This window comes from Clostridium sp., assembly GCF_036781005.1.
Taxonomy (GTDB): Bacteria; Bacillota; Clostridia; order Clostridiales; family Clostridiaceae; genus Clostridium_B.
Window position 1 is genome coordinate 121816 of record NZ_DAIQBT010000003.1, and the last position, 19364, is coordinate 141179.

Below are 19364 nucleotides of genomic sequence, written 5' to 3' on the forward strand. Positions count from 1 at the left end.
ATAAACATTTCATAAGAAAAAGGGCTTTTGGGAGCCCTAATTCTTTATTCTACACTATTCTCTTAAAATCTTTAAAAGTTCCTCTTTATTTTTAGGTATAATACTATTTGAATATATTTTATTACTATCGCTTAAAGCCTCAAAAACTTCAAGGACAAAGGGCTTTTGGAGATAACATTCCTCTATCAATTTATCGTCTGAAAAGATTTCATAGGGTGTTCCCTCTTTAATTATTTCTCCACTTCTCATGACAAAAACATAATCTGACCAGGAATATGCAAGTTCCACATCATGAGTTGATAGTATAATAGTAATACCTTTTTCATTAATATAGTTGAATATGTTGATAATCTGTTTTGCATGTTTAGGATCAAGACTTGAAGTAGGTTCATCAAAAACTATTATTTCTGGGTTCATAACAAGTATATCCGCAATTGAAACCCTTTTTTTCTGTCCATAACTCAAAAAGTGTACAGCTTTTTCCCTATGGTCATACATACCTATATTCTTTAAAGCAGTATCCACCTTTTTTCTAACTTCACTTTCTGAGAGTTTCAAATTCATAGCGCCAAAAGAAACTTCCTGATATACACTTGCTGAAAATAATTGATTTTCTGGATCTTGAAAAACAATTCCAATATTTTTTCTTAATTGCAATAAAGACTTTTGATTATACCTTATCTTATTTCCTTTATATATCAAACTGCCTTCTGTTGGTCTTAAAACCCCATTAAAATTTAAAAATAACGTTGATTTCCCAGATCCATTAACCCCTACAAAGGATATTTTTTTTCCTTTTTCTATTTTTAAATTTATATTGTTTAAAGCTTTAGTACCATCTGGATACTGAAAACTTAAATTTTTTGTTTCCAGTATGTATCTGCTCATACAATCCCCCCAAAAATATGCTTGTTAAAGCTTATATATATTGCTATGAATTGTAGAATTATTATTATTAAAATATTCTTATATGAAACTTTATAACTATTCTCTATTAAATTTATTTCGCCATTATAACATCTTGATTCCATTGCAGTATAAATATCTTGTGAACGTTTATAAGAACTTATAAATAAACAGCTAATTAATTTTCCAAGGGAATTATAGCCAGACTTTACTGTTGAATATCCTAACCTTGAATTTTGTGAAATAAAAATCATATTGGCTGTATCTAATAATACAAAAATAAATCTATATATAAGTCCCATTAATTCAACAAATAATTTAGGTACCTTTAACCTCTTAAGTACCATCAATACTTCAAAGATAGGTGTTGACAGTGCAAGAAAGTATAAGCATGAAACCGCAGCAAGAGCCTTTAAAAATATTTTTGAGGACATTTCAATACTTTCTGTTGTACATCCAAACTTAATATTTAATATTGCAAAGCTAAACAATACATTTTTGCTATTTCCTACTACATTTATAGCTATAGTAATAACTCCAATAACCAAAAAAAACATAGGAATTAACATCAATTCCATATAGTGTCTGACTGGTATTTTCCCCTTAAGAATAGTTATACTTCCCATAAACACTGTAATTATCACTGAATACACTACATTATTTAATGCTATACATAATATCATCGTAAAAATACTAAATATGAACTTTTCCATAGGATTATTATCTCTTAACTTAGATGTATAAGCCAGTTTGTCTATGGAAATCATAATTTATCTTTTTCCACTCTCTTAGACTTACCTTTTAAATATCCCAGATAATAACATACTATTCCTGAACCAATAGCTGCCTGTAATGCAAATAAAAGACTTTCTATTTCACCACTTGGTGGCTCCCATACTGAAGAAAACCAGGGCTTATAATTTTTATCAATTTGAGTAATTGCCTTTTCCGCCTTATCATCCGAGCCTGCAAATTCGGCATTTTTCATAAATACTAATGGAATAACTGCTATCAATATCACAAGAAAAGCCAATATTAAGTTTTTCTTAAATATATTATTAGTTTTATTTTCTATACTCATTTTATTATACCTCCTTTGATATTACATCCAACTGTACAAGTTCTTCCTTATTATAATTATTTAAAAGGTTAAAAACTATAACAGTTAATATTCCCTCACTTATTGCAAGAGGGATTTGAGTTATAGCAAATATGCCCATAAACTTAGTCACAGAAAATAGTACTCCTCCTGTTGCATCAGGAAATGCCAACCCAAGTTGAATCGAGGTTGTAACATATGTCATTAAATCTCCCAGCATAGCAGCAGTGAATACAGCTATTGAAGGAGATACATTCATTTTTTTCAATAACTTGTACAAAAAATAAGATACCAAGGGTCCAATTACTGCCATGGAAAAAGTATTAGCTCCAAGAGTAGTTAATCCTCCATGTGCAAGAAGCAATGCCTGAAATATAAGAACTATGAGACCTAAAACACTCATAACTGCAGGTCCAAAAAGTATGGCTCCAAGTCCTACTCCAGTTGGATGGGAACAGCTTCCAGTAACAGATGGAATTTTTAAAGCAGATAAAACAAAGGCAAATGCACCTGCCATAGCTATCAACATTTTTATTCTAGGGTTTACCCTTATCTTTTCTCTTATAGAAAACAACCCCACTAAAACAAAAGGTATACATAGGACTCCCCATGCTATACACCACTTTACAGGAAGAAATCCTTCCATAATATGCATGGCAAATACACTTCCAGGCATAAATAATAATACAAGAAAAATTCCCAATGAAATTTGATACTTTTTTGACATAGATAAAATCCTCCCATTTCAAAATTTTTAAATATTATTACACAAAAAATAAATAATCCTTCTAAACAAAAGCACTAAAAGGACAAGACAAAAAATCATACTCATTCATAAGGAATTTAATAAGTACATTTCATTCTTTGACACCCCCTATCACTCGTAGAGACCATGGTCAAAAATATAGGCAGGTCTTCTGACTCAAGAATCATAACTTAAATACTCCTTCCCTGTTTCCAAGTGGTTTAATGTATTTAAATTCATCTAATACAGCTACGGGATAGTCCAGGAATTTCACCTGATTCCCTTTTAATTAATCAATAAACTTTGATTAAACCTATATTCTACTATTAAATTTTACTATTATTGTATATATAACACTATAAGCATATCATTATTAATCTATAAAATCAATGAATACAATTATACTTCAAAATAATCTATAAAAAATATTTAGTGGATATTTAGATAAAATAAGACAGGATAATAATACAAAACAAATATTTTGTTCCATTTTATTATAATACATTTTGTAAAAACATGCAAACATTACATAAAATATTTGTACTTTTAAGCTTATATGTGAATTTTTTATCTTAATATAGTATAATTATGTATAAATATACTAATTAATTTAAATTATATTAAATATATATTATCATAATAATACAAAATATTTGTTTTGTTCTAAATAAAATATTACAATATTTACAGAACAAATTTTTACTAAAGACAATTTATCCTGGTAAATATCTTAAATATATTTTTCTAAAACTCCTAACTATTATAGTTGAAATTTTAGAAAACATAAAATCATCCGATAAAATAATAGATATATAATTTCAATTCATATCATATATCAGGTAAATTCATATTTGTAGTCACATTATCAATATCCCAACGTTGCTATCCCGATTGTCTTCTTTACAATAGAGGACAAATTTGCTATGTACTTGGATAAGTTTTTCTAAAGTTCAGATAGAAATGATCATTTCTCCATGACAAAATCTACCTGAACTTTAAAAGAACTCGATTTTTAAATTGACCACAAAAATTATATTAAAATTTAATGGAGGTATCATAGAAATATGACTAAAAATGTTAGCGATAATCACATTTATGGTGATATAAGTTCACTAAAAATAGAAGATGTTATAGATATCAAACTACTTCAAAAATTTCAGGATAACTTTGCAGAGAGCATGAATATTGCCAGTGTAACTGTAGATATGAACGGGAACCCTGTAACAAAACCAAGTTCTTATACAAACTTTTGTTTACTTACTCAATCTACTAACATAGGTAATAATCGCTGTGCTGAATCTCATAGGAAAAGTGGCATAGAAGCAGCTAAAACTGGAAAGCCCCATGTTTACACTTGCCATGCAGGATTAATAGATTTTGCTGTTCCCATATTAATAGAGGGTATACAGATAGGTTCCATCTTAGGAGGTCAAATTTTAACTTCTTCTCCAGAGAAATCAACATATAAAAATACTGCAAAAGAAATAGGGGTTGATGAGACTAGGTATCTACAAGCTGTAAATGAAGTTAATATTATTAGTGAAAAAAATATAAGAGCAGCTGCAGAAGTGCTGTATATTATTTCAAATGCACTCTCCAGAATTGGATATCAGGAACTAAGGCTTAGAAATACCTCTGAAATACTTTTTGACAACTTAAATCAAGTTTCTGCAATTATGGAAGAATTATCTGCATCTTCAATAAACGTTACAGATAACCAGCATGTATTAAATAAAGAAATTATCAATATTAAAAATATATCTCTGGAAATAAATTCTATATTAGATGGAATAAAGTCCATAGCAGATCAAACTAAAATGCTTGGATTAAATGCTGCCATAGAAGCAGCAAGAGCAGGTGATTCTGGAAGAGGTTTTGGAGTAGTTGCCACAGAAATAAGAAAATTATCTCAAAGTTCCAAGGATACAGCTATAAAAATATCTGAACTTACCAGTAAAATTCAAAACTCTGTGGAAAAAACTGTAGAATCTTCTAATTCCACTTTAAATACCACACAACAACAAACTTCTGCTATTCAGGAAACCAATGCAAACCTGCAAGAAATTACATCAATTGCAGATCACCTTAATAAATTGACATCCTAATTTGTAGTAAATACTTAACATTTACACTAAAGTTGATTATATAAATTCTCTACAAACTTATAAAAATTTGACACTAAATATTGATTTTTTCATATTATGATGATATTATATACATACATAGACATAAAATTACAAAAAATAAATAAATTTTGATAAAATACAAAAGTGGGTACAATGAAGAATTCCATTTATTTGGGCATCTCGGGAATTCAGAGTTAGTGATGCAACCGACCAATTAAAACTAGTTAATCTTTAATTAACTAGTTTTAATTGGTCTTTTTTATTGAATTATAAAATATTTATCATTAATATGAGGGGGAATACAATTGCTAAAAAAATTTAACAGCATATCAGTCAAGCTATCTTCTATAATAATTATATTTACATTACTGTTTATTATAATAGTATCTGTAAGCTCTAATTACATAGTAAAGAATACCTTTTATAAAAATAACCTTAACGAAATAAAACTAAAAGCCGACACCATTAACAATAATATAGAAGATTTGAAACAAAAATCTTTAAATGCCTGTGATTGGTTTGAAAATTCATCCAGACTTATAGAAGCTTTCACTACACAGAACAGAAATTCTGCATTAGAATTAGGAAAACTAGCATTAAAATCTTTTGGCATAGATTATTTAGTAGTAACAGACAAAGAAGGCAACGTTTTTATACGCGCTCATGAACCGGACAAATATGGGGATAACATATCAAATCAAGTAAACATAAGAAAAGCCTTACAGGGTGTAAAATCTGTAGGAATTGAAAATGGGACTGTTGTAAAATACTCCATAAGAGCTGGAATACCTTTAAAAGATAAAAATGGAAATATAATAGGTGCGGTATCCCTAGGATATGTTCTTTCTAATGAAGAATTTATTGATAAGCAAAAAAAGTTATTCGGATATGATTTCACCATTTTTTTCGGCAATAAAAGAATTGCCACTACCATAACAGATAATAAAGGAAAAAGAATTGAAAATACTACAATAAAAAATACTGCTGTAACAGATAGTGTATTAAATAATGGTAAAACTTATTATGGCAAATGTATAATTGATAACAAAAATTACATTGGAGGATATGAACCAATTATTGACGTAAACGGAAAATCTTCAGGTATGATTTTTATTGGAGAAAAAAATGACTTTATAAATAATTTGGTTAACAAACTTATATACAACCAAGTTATTGTATTACTAATTTGTGGAATATTTTTAATTATATGTGTACTGGCATTTATTAAATTTTTAATTACTAATAAAATTTCACACCTTACCTCAAGTTTTAAAGAGATATCAGAGGGTACTGGAGATTTAACCAAAAGAATTCCAATAACTTCACAGGATGAAATCGGTGAATTATCTATGTATTTCAATAAATTTATGGATAGTGTACACAATATGATAAAAACTATGGTGAAACAAATTAACAATGTAAATAATGCTGTTTCCATTACAAATAATAATATAGTTACATTAGCTAAAAATTTATTTGAAACATCTAAAAACCTAGAACAGCTATCAGCTGGCATGGAAGAAACATCTGCTTCAACACAGGAGATAAATGCTAACACAACTGAAATAAGTACTGTAATAGATAAAATCAACTCAAAAACTCACGATGCTTCAATATCAGTTAAAGAAATCAGCAGAAAAGCAAATTCACTAAAAGAAAATGCAGAATTATCCCGCTCTAGTGCAAATAATATTAAAAAAGAAATAGATAAGGCTGTTACTGATGCAATCATAAAATCAAAAAAAGTTGATAAAATAAAGGAATTGGCAGATTCCATTTTAAATATATCATCTCAAACTAATTTATTGGCATTAAACGCAGCTATAGAAGCAGCCAGAGCTGGTGAATCTGGAAAAGGTTTCTCGGTAGTAGCAGAACAAATAAGAACATTAGCTGAAAATTCCAAAGATACTGTAAATGAAATACAGGATATAATTAAAATCGTATTTGAAGCTGTTAACAGTTTATCTGAAAATTCCACCAAATCATTAAATTTTATAGATGAGCAATTAGTAAAAGGCTATGAAGAACTCGTAGGAATCGGTGAAAGCTATAATAAAGATTCAAATTTTACAGAAAATTTAGTGACAGATTTAAATTTTACGTCAGAAGAACTTTTATCATTTATAAAGGGTATTTCTGATACTGTAGAAAACATTTCCAAAGCCAGCCAACAAGGCTCCTATGAAATTAGCAATATTTCAGAAAAAATATCAGTTATAAGTAACGGTGCAAATGAAATAAAAATGGAAACAAAAATAATAAAAGAAAGTTCAGATAAACTAAATAATATTGCTTCAAAATTTATCATATAATTATTGTAAAAACAAACCTAAATAAGGAGCTCTCTTCTGAGCTCCTATAATTTAATGTTCTATGTCAACTTCATATATTAATCCATTTTAATAAGGATTTTATAAGTTAAAAACTTTACTTTATCATACTTATGGACGGATGTTGATGTACCTTATATTAATACAAATCTTAATCTACACCAACATTAATACATTTAAAATAACTTTTCATTATAATTTCCACCTCTAAAATTTAGTTCTCAACATATTTTTATCTCTTATTTAACTTCTAATAACTTTTTATTTACATCTTCCCAATTAATAAGATTCCACCAATTATTAACAAAATCTGCTCTCTTATTTTGATACTTCAAATAATAAGCATGTTCCCATACGTCAACTACAAGTATAGGTGTACTGCCCCATTGGGTTAAATTCTGATGTTTTTCAATCTGCAATATCTCTAACTTATTAAATATATTATTCCATACAAGAGCACACCAACCAGAACCTTCTACTGCAACAGCTGCTTTTGTAAATTGATCTTTAAATGCTTTAAAACTTCCAAAAGATTCATTAATCTTTTCAGATACTTCACCTGAAGGAGCGCCTCCGCCATTTGGCTTCATATTTTCCCAAAAAATCTTATGTAGTATGTGACCACTGCCGTGAAAAGCCAATTCTTTTTCCCAATGTTTAACAAGTGAATAATCTCCATTTTCTCTTGCTTCCTTAAGTTTAGCCTCAGCTGTATTTAGACCATCTACATATCCTTTATGATGTATATCGTGATGTAATCTTACTGTTTGCTCATCGTAATATGGTTCCAATGCATTATAATCATAAGGCAATTCTGGTAAAACGTGACTCATTTTTAATTTCCCCTTTCCATGTTAAAGTATTATTTTATAATAATATTTTATAACAACTAAAGATTATTGTCAACACTATTATATACATAATTAGCCAAAAAAATCATATATTTTTAAATTCAGATATATTTATAATTCAGTAAATATATTAAAAACTCCAGCTTAAAATCTAAACTGGAGTTTCTATTATCAATAATAGTTTTTATGACTTTGAAAATAAAGTATGAATCTTAAAAACTTCATATTATTTTAAACCCTGCTCATAAGCTTCAACCATTTTCTTAACCATGTTTCCACCTATAGAACCAGCTTCCCTAGAAGTAAGATCTCCATTGTAACCATTTTTTAAATTTACTCCTACTTCTTTTGCTGATTCCATTTTAAATTGATTTAAAGCATCTCTCGCTTCTGGTACTACTAATTTATTACTGTTATATGCCACAACGAACACTCCTTTTTATAGTAATATTTACTGCTTACATTTAAAGTTTGTACATTTCTACAAAAAATACTCTAGGTAATTGGATGAATATGTGGAAGAATATTTGTGTAAATAAATTATATACCTTTTTTAAAATTTTTTATCATAATGTCGCAGTAACAGAACAAAATAAAAACAGGATTAAAAAAATATTCAGATCCAACCCTGTCCATAGAAAATGTTATAAAGGATATGGTGGCGGCTTTGGACGAAGAAGGAAAATTAGAGAATGTATCTATACGCTTAATGGCCTTAGAAACTTATCTGTCAAGTTAACTATTAAGAGAAGCTTGCAAAAAATCCTTTATAACATTAGAAAATATATATGCTGAAAAACTGATTGAAAGCGGATTTTCCAAAGAAACTGCCAGAGAATTGGGTATGGTAATTCAATTAATGATTGAAGGAGCAATAACCACAGCAGTCACCAAAAAATATACTTTTCCACTTTTAGCAGTAAGCAGACAAATTAACATTTTAATAAAAACATTATATTTAACTGATAGATCATTTAATGAAATAATTTTTATACAAAATATATAGACCAGTCTAAAGAAAGAGCTGTGAAACTAATGAAGAAGAAAAAATTCAATATAAAAACTATACGATATCCTTTATCTTAAGAATGCAATAGAAATAACAAAATCTAAAATAGATTATTTATCTATACTACTATCAACCATGGGCTTCTCAATGATTGTATTGGTACCCCATTATTTATAGGTCTTATGACAAGCGGTAAAAATAATTATCTCAACAGTACTGATCCTTCAACTGTTGCCCATGTTCAAATTGAAGCACTATATAATGGATTCAGCTACTCAATAACTGCAGCAGCTATAATTATTGCAATTGCATTTATTGCTTCTCTGTCATTACTGCGTAAAACAAAAAATTAAAATATCATGGCAATATTATATATTCTTTACAAAACCTTATTTATTTTCTGATTGTTGACGGCATTTTTTACATTTTCCATAAAATTTGAAGCACCTATTTTTTATATGAAAATTATATTTACTACAAATTTGATTTTCTAGTTCTACTAATAGATTACCACAAAGAGCTATAACACCTCCACATTTAGAGCATATTAAATGATGATGAGCCCGAGTATCATCACTACTTAAATGCAATTGCCGGTGCTCTAATATAACCTCCATAACTTGTTGACGCTGCTTCGTATACTTATATCCAGCTCTTTGAAATTTCTCTTTTAAATTTTTGTTATATTGAAATTCATCTTTCATAAAAACAATTCTCTCCAAAATTATAATTGTCAAATATATTGGCAAGTATTTTTTCCGCTTCTTTTTCCGTAATTGGTTTTGGTGCAAACCCAATAGTAACATCACTTATTACCATATTTGCAATACCTATTAACTCTTCTCTCTTAATTCCTAATTCTTTTATAGATTTAACTCCAATTTTTTGGGAAAATTCTCTTATGCCAGAAGCCACTTTTTCTCCTATCTCTTCATCTGTTTCTTCACCTAAAAACTTCAACCCCATAGCTTCTCCTATGATTTTAACTCTATCTGATTCAAATTTTGAAGCGTATTTCATCACTTCCGGTTCTGCCAGTGCACAGGCAATTCCATGTACTACATGAAATTTTGCACCAATAGAATGGGCAATAGAATGTCCAAGATGAACTAAAGCATCATTAAATGCAATTCCTGCAAAATTACTTGCTATAAGAAGATCACTTCTTGCATCTAAATCATTTCCATTCTCTACACAAACAGGTAGACTCTTTACAACCTTTTTGATTGCATCAATAGCCAAAACATCAGAATGAGGATTGGGTTCTTTTGCGGTAAGTGCTTCCACCGCATGAGAAAATGCATCCATTCCAGTTGCTATGGTATATTTCCTGGGTACCGTAAGTGTAAGTTCTGGATCTAAAATTGCAAGAGTCTGTGTTGCAATAACAGAATTTTTATTATTATTTTCTGTATCTGTAATAACCCCTATGGATGTATTTTCACTTCCTGTGCCCGCAGTGGTTGCCACCATCACAAGCGGAAGCCCTTTATTATAAAAGGGATTACCAAAATATTTTGAAACAGGAAGCTCATTATTAAACAATACATTGATTCCCTTGGCTGCATCCATGGAACTTCCTCCACCTACTGCTACAATACCATCTATTTTTTCATCTTTGGCCAATTGTCCTCCTTCATTAATTATATAATCCGGCGGATCTTCTATTACCTTATCATATACAATATATTCAATATTTGAAGTCTCAAGAATTTTCTTTACCTTATCTAAAACACCTGACTTAGATACTCCTTCATCTGTTACAACCATAATTTTTTTACATACCAGTTTATTTATTTCCTTCCCTAAACTATTTATTGCTCCTATCCCATAAATCACTGGATTTGTTATTGAATACTTACTCATTTTATATTTCCTCCTTAATTTTTATAGATTATATGCTGCTAAAAACCCACTTTCTACAGCTTTTCTGATTCTTCCAGGTTTTCTTGAATCTCCCAGAAGTTCTACAATTTTAAAATTTGTATTCAATTCATCTTTTAAATAAGTATTAGATTGTGTTCCCAGAGATATTACTATATAATCGAAGTCATATTTCTTAATTGAGCCTTCATTTACAACTTCAAATTCTGCAATATTTTCAAAAATTCTTGATAACTTATGGTCTGTATACTGTTTTATATTCAATTTCATTAATTTTTCTTGAATATCTATAAGATTCTGAAAAAATAACCCTGGTCCAATGTCTTCTGCCATCTCAAATATTGTCACTTCATTTCCCATAGATGCTAATAAATGTGCTGTTTCAAGTCCTGTCATTCCCGAGCCAACCACACTTACTTTCTTATTATAGATTTTCACACTGCCAGTCAATATTTCTGTAGTAGAAAATACATTTTTCCCATTAATACCTTCAATGGATTTTGGCATTATCGGAGTAGAACCTTCTGCTATAAACACTGCATATGGATTCAACTCCTTTATTTCATCTATTGTTGGTTTTTTATTTAATCTTATTTCTATACCTAAATCATTACACTGCTTTTTATAATAATCTATAAGCCATGTAATTTTATCTTTCTCAGGTGGTTTATTGGCATATTCCAATTGGCCTCCAATTTGGCTTTTCTGTTCGAACAGAACTGGTTTGAATTTTCTAAGAGCAAATACTCTTCCAGCTTCAAGACCCGAAGGCCCGGCCCCTATAATCACAACAATTCTTCCATTTCCATCTTCTTTAAAATTTGAATATTTAAGTTCATCCCCTGCCTGTATGTTAACGGCACACTGCATAGGTATTCCTGTCATATCTGATGACATAAGTGATTCCATACAGGTTAGGCAGGATATACATTTTCTTATTTTGTCTGTATCCCCCTGTCTTGTTTTATTAACCCACTCAGGGTCTGCTACATGTTGTCTTGCAGATCCTACAAAATCGCATATGCCCTCTGCAATCATGTTATCTGCATAGCCTGGATCCCTTATAACTGCAGTAGAAAATACAGGAATACTAACCTCTTTTTTAACTGATGCAGCTAAGTTTTTTTTCCATCCCTGTTTAAAGGAAGATGGCTCCCAGGCTGTGTTCATAGTTTCATATATACCAGCACTGACATCAATAGCATCTATGCCAAGCTTCTCCAGATATTTAACAATTTCAATTCCATCTTTTAGTTCTATTCCCTTCTCTTGAATATTGGTAAACCTTAAAAATTCATCCACAGACAAACGGACAATTAAAGGATATTCTTTTCCACACTTTTCTCTAATTCCAAGTATTATTTCTTCAAGAAATCTAACCCTGTTTTCAAAACTTCCTCCATACTTGTCACTTCTTTTGTTTGTATAGGGACTTAAAAACTGATTTATTAAATACCCGTGGGCAGCATGCAGTTCCACACCATCAATTCCAGCTTTTTTTGCTCTTACTGCAGCATTTATAAAATCCTGTACCAACTCTTCTGCTTCTTCTGTAGTCATAGCCCTTACCGGCTGATGAACACATTTACATTCAATGGCACTTGGTGCCAACATAGGTTTATTACCATTTACTGCTGAAACTCCCTGTCTCCCTGGATGATAGAGTTCCACAAAAATTTTCGATCCGTACTTATGGATTTCTTCCACTAATTTTTTATATCCAGGTATATGCATATCTTTTGAAAGAAACAAATTTCGGCTATTCGCCCTGCCATTTTCGCCATTCACACTTACAACTTCAGTAATTATAAGACCTACTCCACCTTTTGCCCTTTCTGCATAAAAGGCAATATCTTTTTCAGATACCGTTCCATCTTCATTGGCATAAAAATTTCCCATAGGTTCCATGACAACTCTATTTTTTATTTCCAGAGAACCAATTTTCCCTGTTTTAAATAAATTTTCATACATGACAATTTCCTCCTAGTTAAATATTTATTTCATATGCTATATTTTAAAGCAAAACCTATGCCAGTATACATTGCACTTTTACTTATAAAACATATAATTGCAATCTATAGTTTAAATATATCTGATAAATATATTTTATATAATTCATTGTTTGAAACAAAAAAACTTGTGATTTTCAACACAAGTCTTTTGTAATAACTAATATTATTCAATTTTCTATTAATGAATATGTATCATTATGATATACCAATAATTAAATAACACAATTAACTGTATTATACTGATACAACAATTCCGTTATATTAGTTGAATGTATTGATAAGATACACCTTCTTCAAGTTATTTCTAGGATAAGGTCAATTGCTTTCTTATCAAGTAATTTTTTTTATCTAAATCCATTAGATTTTTATTTTGTATTTGTGAATTTTTCTATATAATGTAGCTCTGGTTATACCAAGTAATCTTGCCGATTTTGAAATATTATTATTGCATTTTTTTAAAGTTTGCTCTATATTATCCATCTCCATACTATTTAAAGATTTTAAACACACATTATCACTTTCTTCTTCAGCATGATCTTCCAATTTAATACACTTTGATATTTTTACAGGAAGATCCTCTATCCTTATACAGGAGTCTTCTAAATTATTTAATACCAATATAACCATATTTTCTAATTCTCTCACATTACCAGGCCATTTATATTCATATAAGGCTTTTATAAATTTATCAGTAACTTTTATATTTTTATACTCACAAATATCATCTGCATATTTATCCAGAAATTTATAAAATAATTCTTCTATATCTTTTCCCCTTTCTCTTAAAGGAGGAATATCAATATTAATGCCTGATATTCTATAATATAAGTCTTCTCTGAAATTGCCTTTCTCCACTTCTAATAATAAATTTTTATTAGTGGCTGCAATAACACGTACATCTAACTCTATGATTTCATTACTGCCAAGCGGAGTAACCGTTTTTTCCTGAAGTATTCTCAATAAATTTGCCTGTAACTCCATGGGCATGTCCCCAATTTCATCGAGAAAAATAGTACCCTTTTGAGCTAATTGAAACTTACCAATCTGTCCTTCTTTTTTCGCTCCAGTAAAAGCACCTTTTGCATATCCAAAAAGCTCGCTTTGAATAAGCTCTCTTGGCAATGCACCACAGTTAACTGCTATAAATGGTTCATTACATCGTTTTCCATAATTATGAATTGCCTGTGCGAAAAGTTCTTTTCCGGTGCCACTTTCCCCATTGATAAAAACGATCATATCATTGCAAGCAGCTCTTTTAGCCTTTTTAATCTCTTTCTCCATTTTACTACAATTATATTTTATATCTTCAAATCTATATTTGGCCTTATGATAATTTTTATTATTTTTTACAGGTTGTTCAATAATACCCACATAGCCTGAATGATAATTATCTGATGACAAAATTTTGCTCAATTTAAGGTATGTTTTATTCTTATTTCTATCTTCAAGTATGATATTTTTTACATTAATCCCCACATCCATTTTATCATTTTTAATATACTTTTTATCGAGTACCTGGGAAAGAGACCTTCCTATACTATCTTTTGTGGATACACCCAACATTTCAACTGCATTTTCATTAATATGATTGATGCATCCATCATTGCCCAGAAATAACATGGCTCGAGGATTCTTTTTCATGGATTCTTTTAAAAACCAATAATTTTGATTATATATATCATTAGTATTATATAATTTAAATTTCATTTCAATTAATCTTGCAGTAGAAGTTATTAAACTGGTTATCAAAGGTGTATGCTTACTGATATCCATATTAGAGATATTAAGTACCGCTACGATATCACTATCTTTATTAAAAATAGGAATTGAGGAGCAACACCAATTATGCATATTTGCCTTATAGTGTTCATAATAAGTAACTTGGGTAACTCTCTTTTCAACAGCACATATGCTGGCTGCATTTGTACCAATATATTTTTCTTCAAAGGATGCTCCTTTTACCGCATTGATTTTTTCAGCAATAGCCATCATTTTTTTATTGCCTCCCATGTCAATATTTATACCGTCTTCATTTCCCAACATAGCAATAAATCCTAGAGGTTCTATGACCTCATATAAATTTTTCATAAATGGTTCTGCTATCTTAAAGAGTAAATTATTTTTTTCCTGCTCCAGTATATCCCTTAAGTCATAAATTATACTACCACTATTCCGTTTTAGGGGATCAACCTGAGAATTTATACATCGTTCCCAAGAAGCAGCAATATCATTTCTCAATATATGTCTATCAACTATCTTATTTTCCAGTAGATCAAGCCATACCTTTTCATTCTTATATAATGTATTGTTATCAAATGAAGTAACATAATTATCCATAAGGAATTCTCCTTTCACAAAATAATTTCTTCATCATAATAAAAAATCCACAATGCTATACTTTTCTCAAAGTATAGCATTGTGGATTTTTGATGTCAATTATATAAAGAATATTCACAAAATATCAATAATTTCATATTATATTATATAAAGAACTTATCCATTGGGTATCAGTGCTCATCCTCACACTTTGAAGAAGATGAGGTATTAGCAATGGCAGCCTTCAGATAAATTATATCAACTTCCTGCTAAAGTACAGGCATTAATGTAAACGTATGCTTAAATATTTATTTACTAGGAGTATCCAAATATAAAATCATTATAAGGGGGTATATTTATGATAGGCTTAGATTCTATAGAGGAAAAACAAACAGAAAACAATAATGACATAATACAGCCACCTGAAAGTTTAGATAAAGTTACCGATACTATGCCTGAAGATGACATCCCACCTATAGTATTAATTTTATGTACAGCTATCCCTATGATTATATTAATTATATTATTTATATAAAACTTCATCAGGTTCTTTTTTATTAATAACATGAACCTGGTTTATATCTTTTTATTAAATTCATCTACCTGTTTTTTATACTCTTTAACAGCTTTTTTATCAATTTGACACTTTTTAAGGTATTTCTAAATTCATTGAAATAGATATATCAAAAGTATTAATACCACTATTGAAAAGTTTTTTAAAATCCATAAAATTGTAAAAAATAAGCACTCTAAATGACGAGTTCCTATTTTTATACAACATTATTTTAAAGGAGTATAAACTTATACTATCCCATGGCAGTTGCATTTGGATTTTAAGTGTCCTGCAACTACAGACACTCCTTTGGTAATTACCATTACTTTCTTTATTATATGTAAACACACATTATTTTTCATTTCCTCTAAGGTTATTTCCTTAGGACACTTATAATTATATATAGTATTTATTACAGTTTAATGTCATATCGTTTAACTATCTGTAACAAATTTCATTATTTTATGAACAAAAATATTTTTCCTATCTCTTTTTTCTCCATATTCTTTTTTTCTTGTCTTCTGGAAACTACATGAGGAATATAGCCTCTAAGAACTATAATTTCTAAAGCTGGCTCTCCAGTATATCCATTGTCCGCACAAAGGTTTTGGTGATTTTTAGCTGTAGGTTCTGGACGCTCTGTAACTATAGAGTTCAGTACTTTTTCTCAAAACTTATCTGTTATCTCCCATGATTGCTTTTGTATCATTTGTATAACTCTCCCTATCTCCTTTTCTTTATTATCGTATCATACCAGAAACTATTTAGGGATAAGCTCTTATTTTATACCGACAATATTACAGTAGCTTATTAAAAGAAGCCTATGCCCTTCTACAGGTATTCCAGTGTACTAATAAAAGGGATTGAATATTAGTAAGTAAGAGTCTGATCTTGGGGATTTTACATTTGTTAATAAAATATTTAATATAAATCAGTAAATTTCTCTTGGAATTAAGAGGAATTTTGATATACTAATTTTCCATGCAATAAAATCTAACAAAAATCTGTGTAAGAACATGATATTTTCCATTAAATTTAAGAAGATAATTATGTATAATAAGAAAATATAGCTTTCTTTTTTCTAAACATTAAATGGATTGTAAAAAATCAGAATCTAAGTTTAAAAGTAGAGATAAATAAGCATGGGATAGTTTATAAAATTATTTTTAGAAATAGTACTATTCAAATAATGAAATATAATAATTGGAAGCAATGAAACATTCCTTTTTATTTGGGCACTCTAGGAATTTGGAGCTAATAGTGCAACCGGCCAATAGAATTTGTTAGTTTGAACAAATTCTATTGGCTTTTATTTCCAACATTATAAAAGTGATTTACGTTAAAAACATAGTGAGCTTTAAGTACTATGTCAAATAATAAATTAATACTATATATTAGAAGAATTAACAGCAGATAACTGCTTAAAATTATTAAGGTAGGTGGAATTAATGTATGAAGAAAATAAGATATAAAATTTTATTAACATTTTTAATTACTTCCTCGTTATTTATCATATTTACCGGAAGCTACAATATAATGAAACTTATTCAGTTAAATAAAAATGAAATATCAACTTTACATGAAACATTATTTGATGGTTATGATAAAATGATAAAAAGTGAAGTTGAAACAGCAATAAGCGTGATAAATACATATTATAATTTGTATAAAGAAGGAAGAGTCAGTGAAAAAGAAGCACAGGAAGAAGCTAAGAAAGCCATTAAAAATTTGAGATATAATAAAGATGGTTACTTTTGGATTGACAATGTAAACGGAATACTTGAAGCACATCCTATACAACCCGAACAAGAGGGAAAAAATCGAATTAACATTAAAGATCCAAATGGTGTTGAACTAATAAAAGAAATCATACGTGCATCTGTAAATAATAAAAATTCTGGATATACAAATTTTATGTGGGCTAAACCACAGGAAACCGGAACTAACAAAGTAACTCCTAAAAGAGCTTATTCTAAGTTGTTCAAGCCTTGGAATTGGATTATAAGTACGGGGAATTATGTTGACGATATCAATTTGGCTGTTGATTCAAAGGAATCAGAACTTAATGGTAATTTAAATAGAAGCACAACCATTACAATTATTTTCAACATTATTTTATTAATTATAATATTTTTAATTTCCATGATTCTAAGTAAAAGAATATCTGATCCTATTGTTAAATTAGTAGAAGCTTTTAAAAAAGATGAAAATGGTCAAATTAGAATACAAAAAATCGAATTAAATTCTAATTCTAAGGATGAAATTGGTTTATTAGCTAATACATTAAACGAGATGTCATCACAAGTTAAAACTTTCATCGATGGAGTTATTTTAGAATCCAAAAGTGTTCACAGCAGTATTAACGTTGTTAATGAAGATTTATACTCTTTAAATTCACAAATACAGGAAATATCAGTGATAATTAAAGACTTATCTACAACTTCTGAAAAAACATCATCATCAACAGAAGAAATAAATACTATTTCAGGAGAAATAGAGCTTGCAGTGGAAAATATAGCTAATAAAGCACAAGAGGGAGCTGTATCAGCAGATAAAATACATGCTAAAGCAATTGCATTAAAAGAAAATTCCATAATACTTCAAGATGAAGCAAATGATACATGTTTAAAAATTAAAGAGACAATGGATAAAGCATTAGATAAAATAAAAGAAGTGGAAAAAATTAAAATTTTAACTAGTGCAATTTCTGACATATCTTCTCAAACTAACTTGTTAGCTTTAAATGCAAGTATTGAATCTGCAAGAGCAGGAGAAGTAGGAAAGGGTTTTGCAGTTGTAGCCGAAGAAATAAGAAAATTAGCAGAAAATTCTCAAATAACTGTAAATGAAATACAGAATACTATCGATATAGTATTTGAAGCTGTAAATAATCTTACAAATATTTCTAAAGATACTTTGACATATATTGAAACAAAAGTTTTGGAGAATTATAAGAATTCAGTTTCAATTGGAGAAAATTACGATAAGGATGCGTTATATATTAATAATCTAATATCAGATTTAAGTGCAACTTCAGAACAACTTCTGGCATCTATAAAGACTGTATCAGAATCAATTAATGAAATAGCAAGTGCAAATAATGAAGGAACAATAAAAACAAATAAGGTTGCAGATAAAATATCAAAAATAGAAAATAATGCAAGTGGTGTAAAAAATGAAACGAATAATTTAAAAGAGAGCGTTGAACATTTAAATAACCTTATGTTAAAATTTAAATTAAATTAACATAAGTTCGAAAATTTCATGTTATCTATGGTTAATTTTATCATAAGCGAAATGCAAAAAAGTATACTCATTAATGAATTTCATTTTATTCCAAATTACTTCAATTAAGCTAAAATAGTGTGTTTGTATAACTTTAATGATAGTTTTTTAGGAAGAAAGCTGTATACAATTAAACCTGAAACTATATTAACTTAAAGTGGTGGAATCAATAAAAGAAATTCCTGTACATTTGCCATTTCTAAACTTTGTCATATATAATAGTAGTGGAACCAATGCTTCCTGCA

Annotated in this window: 15 protein-coding genes, 2 pseudogenes and 3 riboswitches; of the genes and pseudogenes, 6 read left to right on the top strand and 11 right to left on the bottom strand. The window is 29.1% G+C overall.

Features of this window, described 5'->3' with window-relative positions:
- Positions 1 to 54: 54 nt before the first annotated feature.
- Genes V7Q02_RS02130 through V7Q02_RS02145 form a run of 4 tightly spaced genes read right to left on the bottom strand, consistent with a single transcriptional unit; the run spans position 55 to position 2732 of the window.
- A complete protein-coding gene (locus V7Q02_RS02130; protein ID WP_333859311.1) occupies positions 55 to 888 on the bottom strand; it encodes an energy-coupling factor ABC transporter ATP-binding protein in 834 nt (277 codons plus the stop codon).
- Complete coding sequence (cbiQ, locus tag V7Q02_RS02135) at positions 885 to 1673, bottom strand: cobalt ECF transporter T component CbiQ (protein WP_333859312.1); 789 nt, start codon at positions 1671 to 1673, stop codon at positions 885 to 887. Before cbiQ ends, V7Q02_RS02130 begins: the two co-directional genes overlap by 4 nt.
- Complete coding sequence (locus V7Q02_RS02140; RefSeq protein ID WP_333859313.1) at positions 1670 to 1987, bottom strand: energy-coupling factor ABC transporter substrate-binding protein; 318 nt, start codon at positions 1985 to 1987, stop codon at positions 1670 to 1672. Before V7Q02_RS02140 ends, cbiQ begins: the two co-directional genes overlap by 4 nt.
- Before the next feature lie 4 nt (positions 1988 to 1991).
- A complete protein-coding gene (locus tag V7Q02_RS02145; RefSeq protein ID WP_333859314.1) occupies positions 1992 to 2732 on the bottom strand; it encodes an energy-coupling factor ABC transporter permease in 741 nt (246 codons plus the stop codon).
- Between the two features lie 163 nt (positions 2733 to 2895).
- Positions 2896 to 3082: riboswitch (cobalamin riboswitch) on the bottom strand.
- Positions 3083 to 3814: 732 nt separating this feature from the next.
- On the opposite strand from V7Q02_RS02145, the gene V7Q02_RS02150 reads away from it, so the two are divergent.
- Both V7Q02_RS02150 and V7Q02_RS02155 read left to right on the top strand, forming a co-directional pair.
- Complete coding sequence (locus tag V7Q02_RS02150) at positions 3815 to 4855, top strand: PocR ligand-binding domain-containing protein (protein WP_333859315.1); 1041 nt, start codon at positions 3815 to 3817, stop codon at positions 4853 to 4855.
- 158 nt (positions 4856 to 5013) lie between these two features.
- Positions 5014 to 5097: riboswitch (cyclic di-GMP riboswitch) on the top strand.
- 84 nt (positions 5098 to 5181) lie between these two features.
- Entirely contained in the window at positions 5182 to 7191 is a 2010-nt protein-coding gene (locus tag V7Q02_RS02155; RefSeq protein WP_333859316.1) for a methyl-accepting chemotaxis protein, read from the top strand.
- 257 nt (positions 7192 to 7448) lie between these two features.
- On the opposite strand, the gene V7Q02_RS02160 is transcribed toward V7Q02_RS02155, so the two are convergent.
- Both V7Q02_RS02160 and V7Q02_RS02165 read right to left on the bottom strand, forming a co-directional pair.
- Complete coding sequence (locus V7Q02_RS02160; RefSeq protein WP_333859317.1) at positions 7449 to 8042, bottom strand: superoxide dismutase; 594 nt, start codon at positions 8040 to 8042, stop codon at positions 7449 to 7451.
- 244 nt (positions 8043 to 8286) lie between these two features.
- Entirely contained in the window at positions 8287 to 8484 is a 198-nt protein-coding gene (locus V7Q02_RS02165; RefSeq protein ID WP_333859318.1) for an alpha/beta-type small acid-soluble spore protein, read from the bottom strand.
- A 330-nt stretch (positions 8485 to 8814) separates the two neighbouring features.
- Between V7Q02_RS02165 and V7Q02_RS15875 the strand changes: the two are divergent.
- Positions 8815 to 9066 (top strand): annotated as a pseudogene (locus tag V7Q02_RS15875) (LmrA/YxaF family transcription factor); the annotation flags it as partial.
- Between the two features lie 185 nt (positions 9067 to 9251).
- Positions 9252 to 9422 carry a hypothetical protein gene (locus tag V7Q02_RS02175; protein ID WP_333859320.1) on the top strand — a complete coding sequence of 57 codons (171 nt, stop codon included), beginning with the start codon at positions 9252 to 9254 and terminating at the stop codon, positions 9420 to 9422.
- Between the two features lie 36 nt (positions 9423 to 9458).
- Here the strand turns inward: V7Q02_RS02175 and V7Q02_RS02180 are convergent, their stop codons facing one another.
- The 4 genes from V7Q02_RS02180 to V7Q02_RS02195 all read right to left on the bottom strand — a co-directional run bounded on the left by V7Q02_RS02180 (position 9459) and on the right by V7Q02_RS02195 (position 15302).
- Positions 9459 to 9773: a Fur family transcriptional regulator gene (locus V7Q02_RS02180; protein WP_333859322.1), complete on the bottom strand. Its 315-nt coding sequence runs from the start codon at positions 9771 to 9773 to the stop codon at positions 9459 to 9461.
- On the bottom strand, positions 9763 to 10935 hold the full coding sequence (locus V7Q02_RS02185; RefSeq protein ID WP_333859323.1) for an iron-containing alcohol dehydrogenase: 1173 nt from the start codon (positions 10933 to 10935) through the stop codon (positions 9763 to 9765). The genes V7Q02_RS02180 and V7Q02_RS02185 overlap by 11 nt, the downstream gene beginning before the upstream one ends.
- Positions 10936 to 10956: 21 nt before the next feature.
- Entirely contained in the window at positions 10957 to 12924 is a 1968-nt protein-coding gene (locus V7Q02_RS02190) for an oxidoreductase (protein WP_333859325.1), read from the bottom strand.
- Positions 12925 to 13322: 398 nt separating this feature from the next.
- A complete protein-coding gene (locus V7Q02_RS02195; protein WP_333859326.1) occupies positions 13323 to 15302 on the bottom strand; it encodes a sigma-54-dependent Fis family transcriptional regulator in 1980 nt (659 codons plus the stop codon).
- A 337-nt stretch (positions 15303 to 15639) separates the two neighbouring features.
- Here V7Q02_RS02195 and V7Q02_RS02200 point away from each other — a divergent pair, with 337 nt between their 5' ends.
- Together V7Q02_RS02200 and V7Q02_RS02205 are read left to right on the top strand one after the other, a co-directional pair.
- Entirely contained in the window at positions 15640 to 15816 is a 177-nt protein-coding gene (locus V7Q02_RS02200; RefSeq protein WP_333859327.1) for a hypothetical protein, read from the top strand.
- A gap of 1214 nt (positions 15817 to 17030) precedes the next feature.
- Positions 17031 to 17115, top strand: a riboswitch (cyclic di-GMP riboswitch).
- A gap of 171 nt (positions 17116 to 17286) precedes the next feature.
- Complete coding sequence (locus tag V7Q02_RS02205) at positions 17287 to 19080, top strand: methyl-accepting chemotaxis protein (protein ID WP_333859328.1); 1794 nt, start codon at positions 17287 to 17289, stop codon at positions 19078 to 19080.
- A gap of 189 nt (positions 19081 to 19269) precedes the next feature.
- Here the strand turns inward: V7Q02_RS02205 and V7Q02_RS15880 are convergent.
- Positions 19270 to 19364: pseudogene (locus V7Q02_RS15880) on the bottom strand (IS982 family transposase); the annotation flags it as partial.

Excerpts from the sequence above, each read along its gene's own strand:
- V7Q02_RS02130 (WP_333859311.1), bottom strand. The coding sequence starts at position 888 with ATGAGCAGATACATACTGGAAACAAAAAATTTAAGTTTTCAGTATCCA.
- cbiQ (WP_333859312.1), bottom strand. The coding sequence starts at position 1,673 with ATGATTTCCATAGACAAACTGGCTTATACATCTAAGTTAAGAGATAAT.
- V7Q02_RS02140 (WP_333859313.1), bottom strand. The coding sequence starts at position 1,987 with ATGAGTATAGAAAATAAAACTAATAATATATTTAAGAAAAACTTAATA.
- V7Q02_RS02145 (WP_333859314.1), bottom strand. The coding sequence starts at position 2,732 with ATGTCAAAAAAGTATCAAATTTCATTGGGAATTTTTCTTGTATTATTA.
- V7Q02_RS02150 (WP_333859315.1), top strand. The coding sequence starts at position 3,815 with ATGACTAAAAATGTTAGCGATAATCACATTTATGGTGATATAAGTTCA.
- V7Q02_RS02160 (WP_333859317.1), bottom strand. The coding sequence starts at position 8,042 with ATGAGTCACGTTTTACCAGAATTGCCTTATGATTATAATGCATTGGAA.
- V7Q02_RS02175 (WP_333859320.1), top strand. The coding sequence starts at position 9,252 with ATGACAAGCGGTAAAAATAATTATCTCAACAGTACTGATCCTTCAACT.
- V7Q02_RS02180 (WP_333859322.1), bottom strand. The coding sequence starts at position 9,773 with ATGAAAGATGAATTTCAATATAACAAAAATTTAAAAGAGAAATTTCAA.
- V7Q02_RS02185 (WP_333859323.1), bottom strand. The coding sequence starts at position 10,935 with ATGAGTAAGTATTCAATAACAAATCCAGTGATTTATGGGATAGGAGCA.
- V7Q02_RS02190 (WP_333859325.1), bottom strand. The coding sequence starts at position 12,924 with ATGTATGAAAATTTATTTAAAACAGGGAAAATTGGTTCTCTGGAAATA.
- V7Q02_RS02195 (WP_333859326.1), bottom strand. The coding sequence starts at position 15,302 with ATGGATAATTATGTTACTTCATTTGATAACAATACATTATATAAGAAT.
- V7Q02_RS02200 (WP_333859327.1), top strand. The coding sequence starts at position 15,640 with ATGATAGGCTTAGATTCTATAGAGGAAAAACAAACAGAAAACAATAAT.
- V7Q02_RS02205 (WP_333859328.1), top strand. The coding sequence starts at position 17,287 with ATGAAGAAAATAAGATATAAAATTTTATTAACATTTTTAATTACTTCC.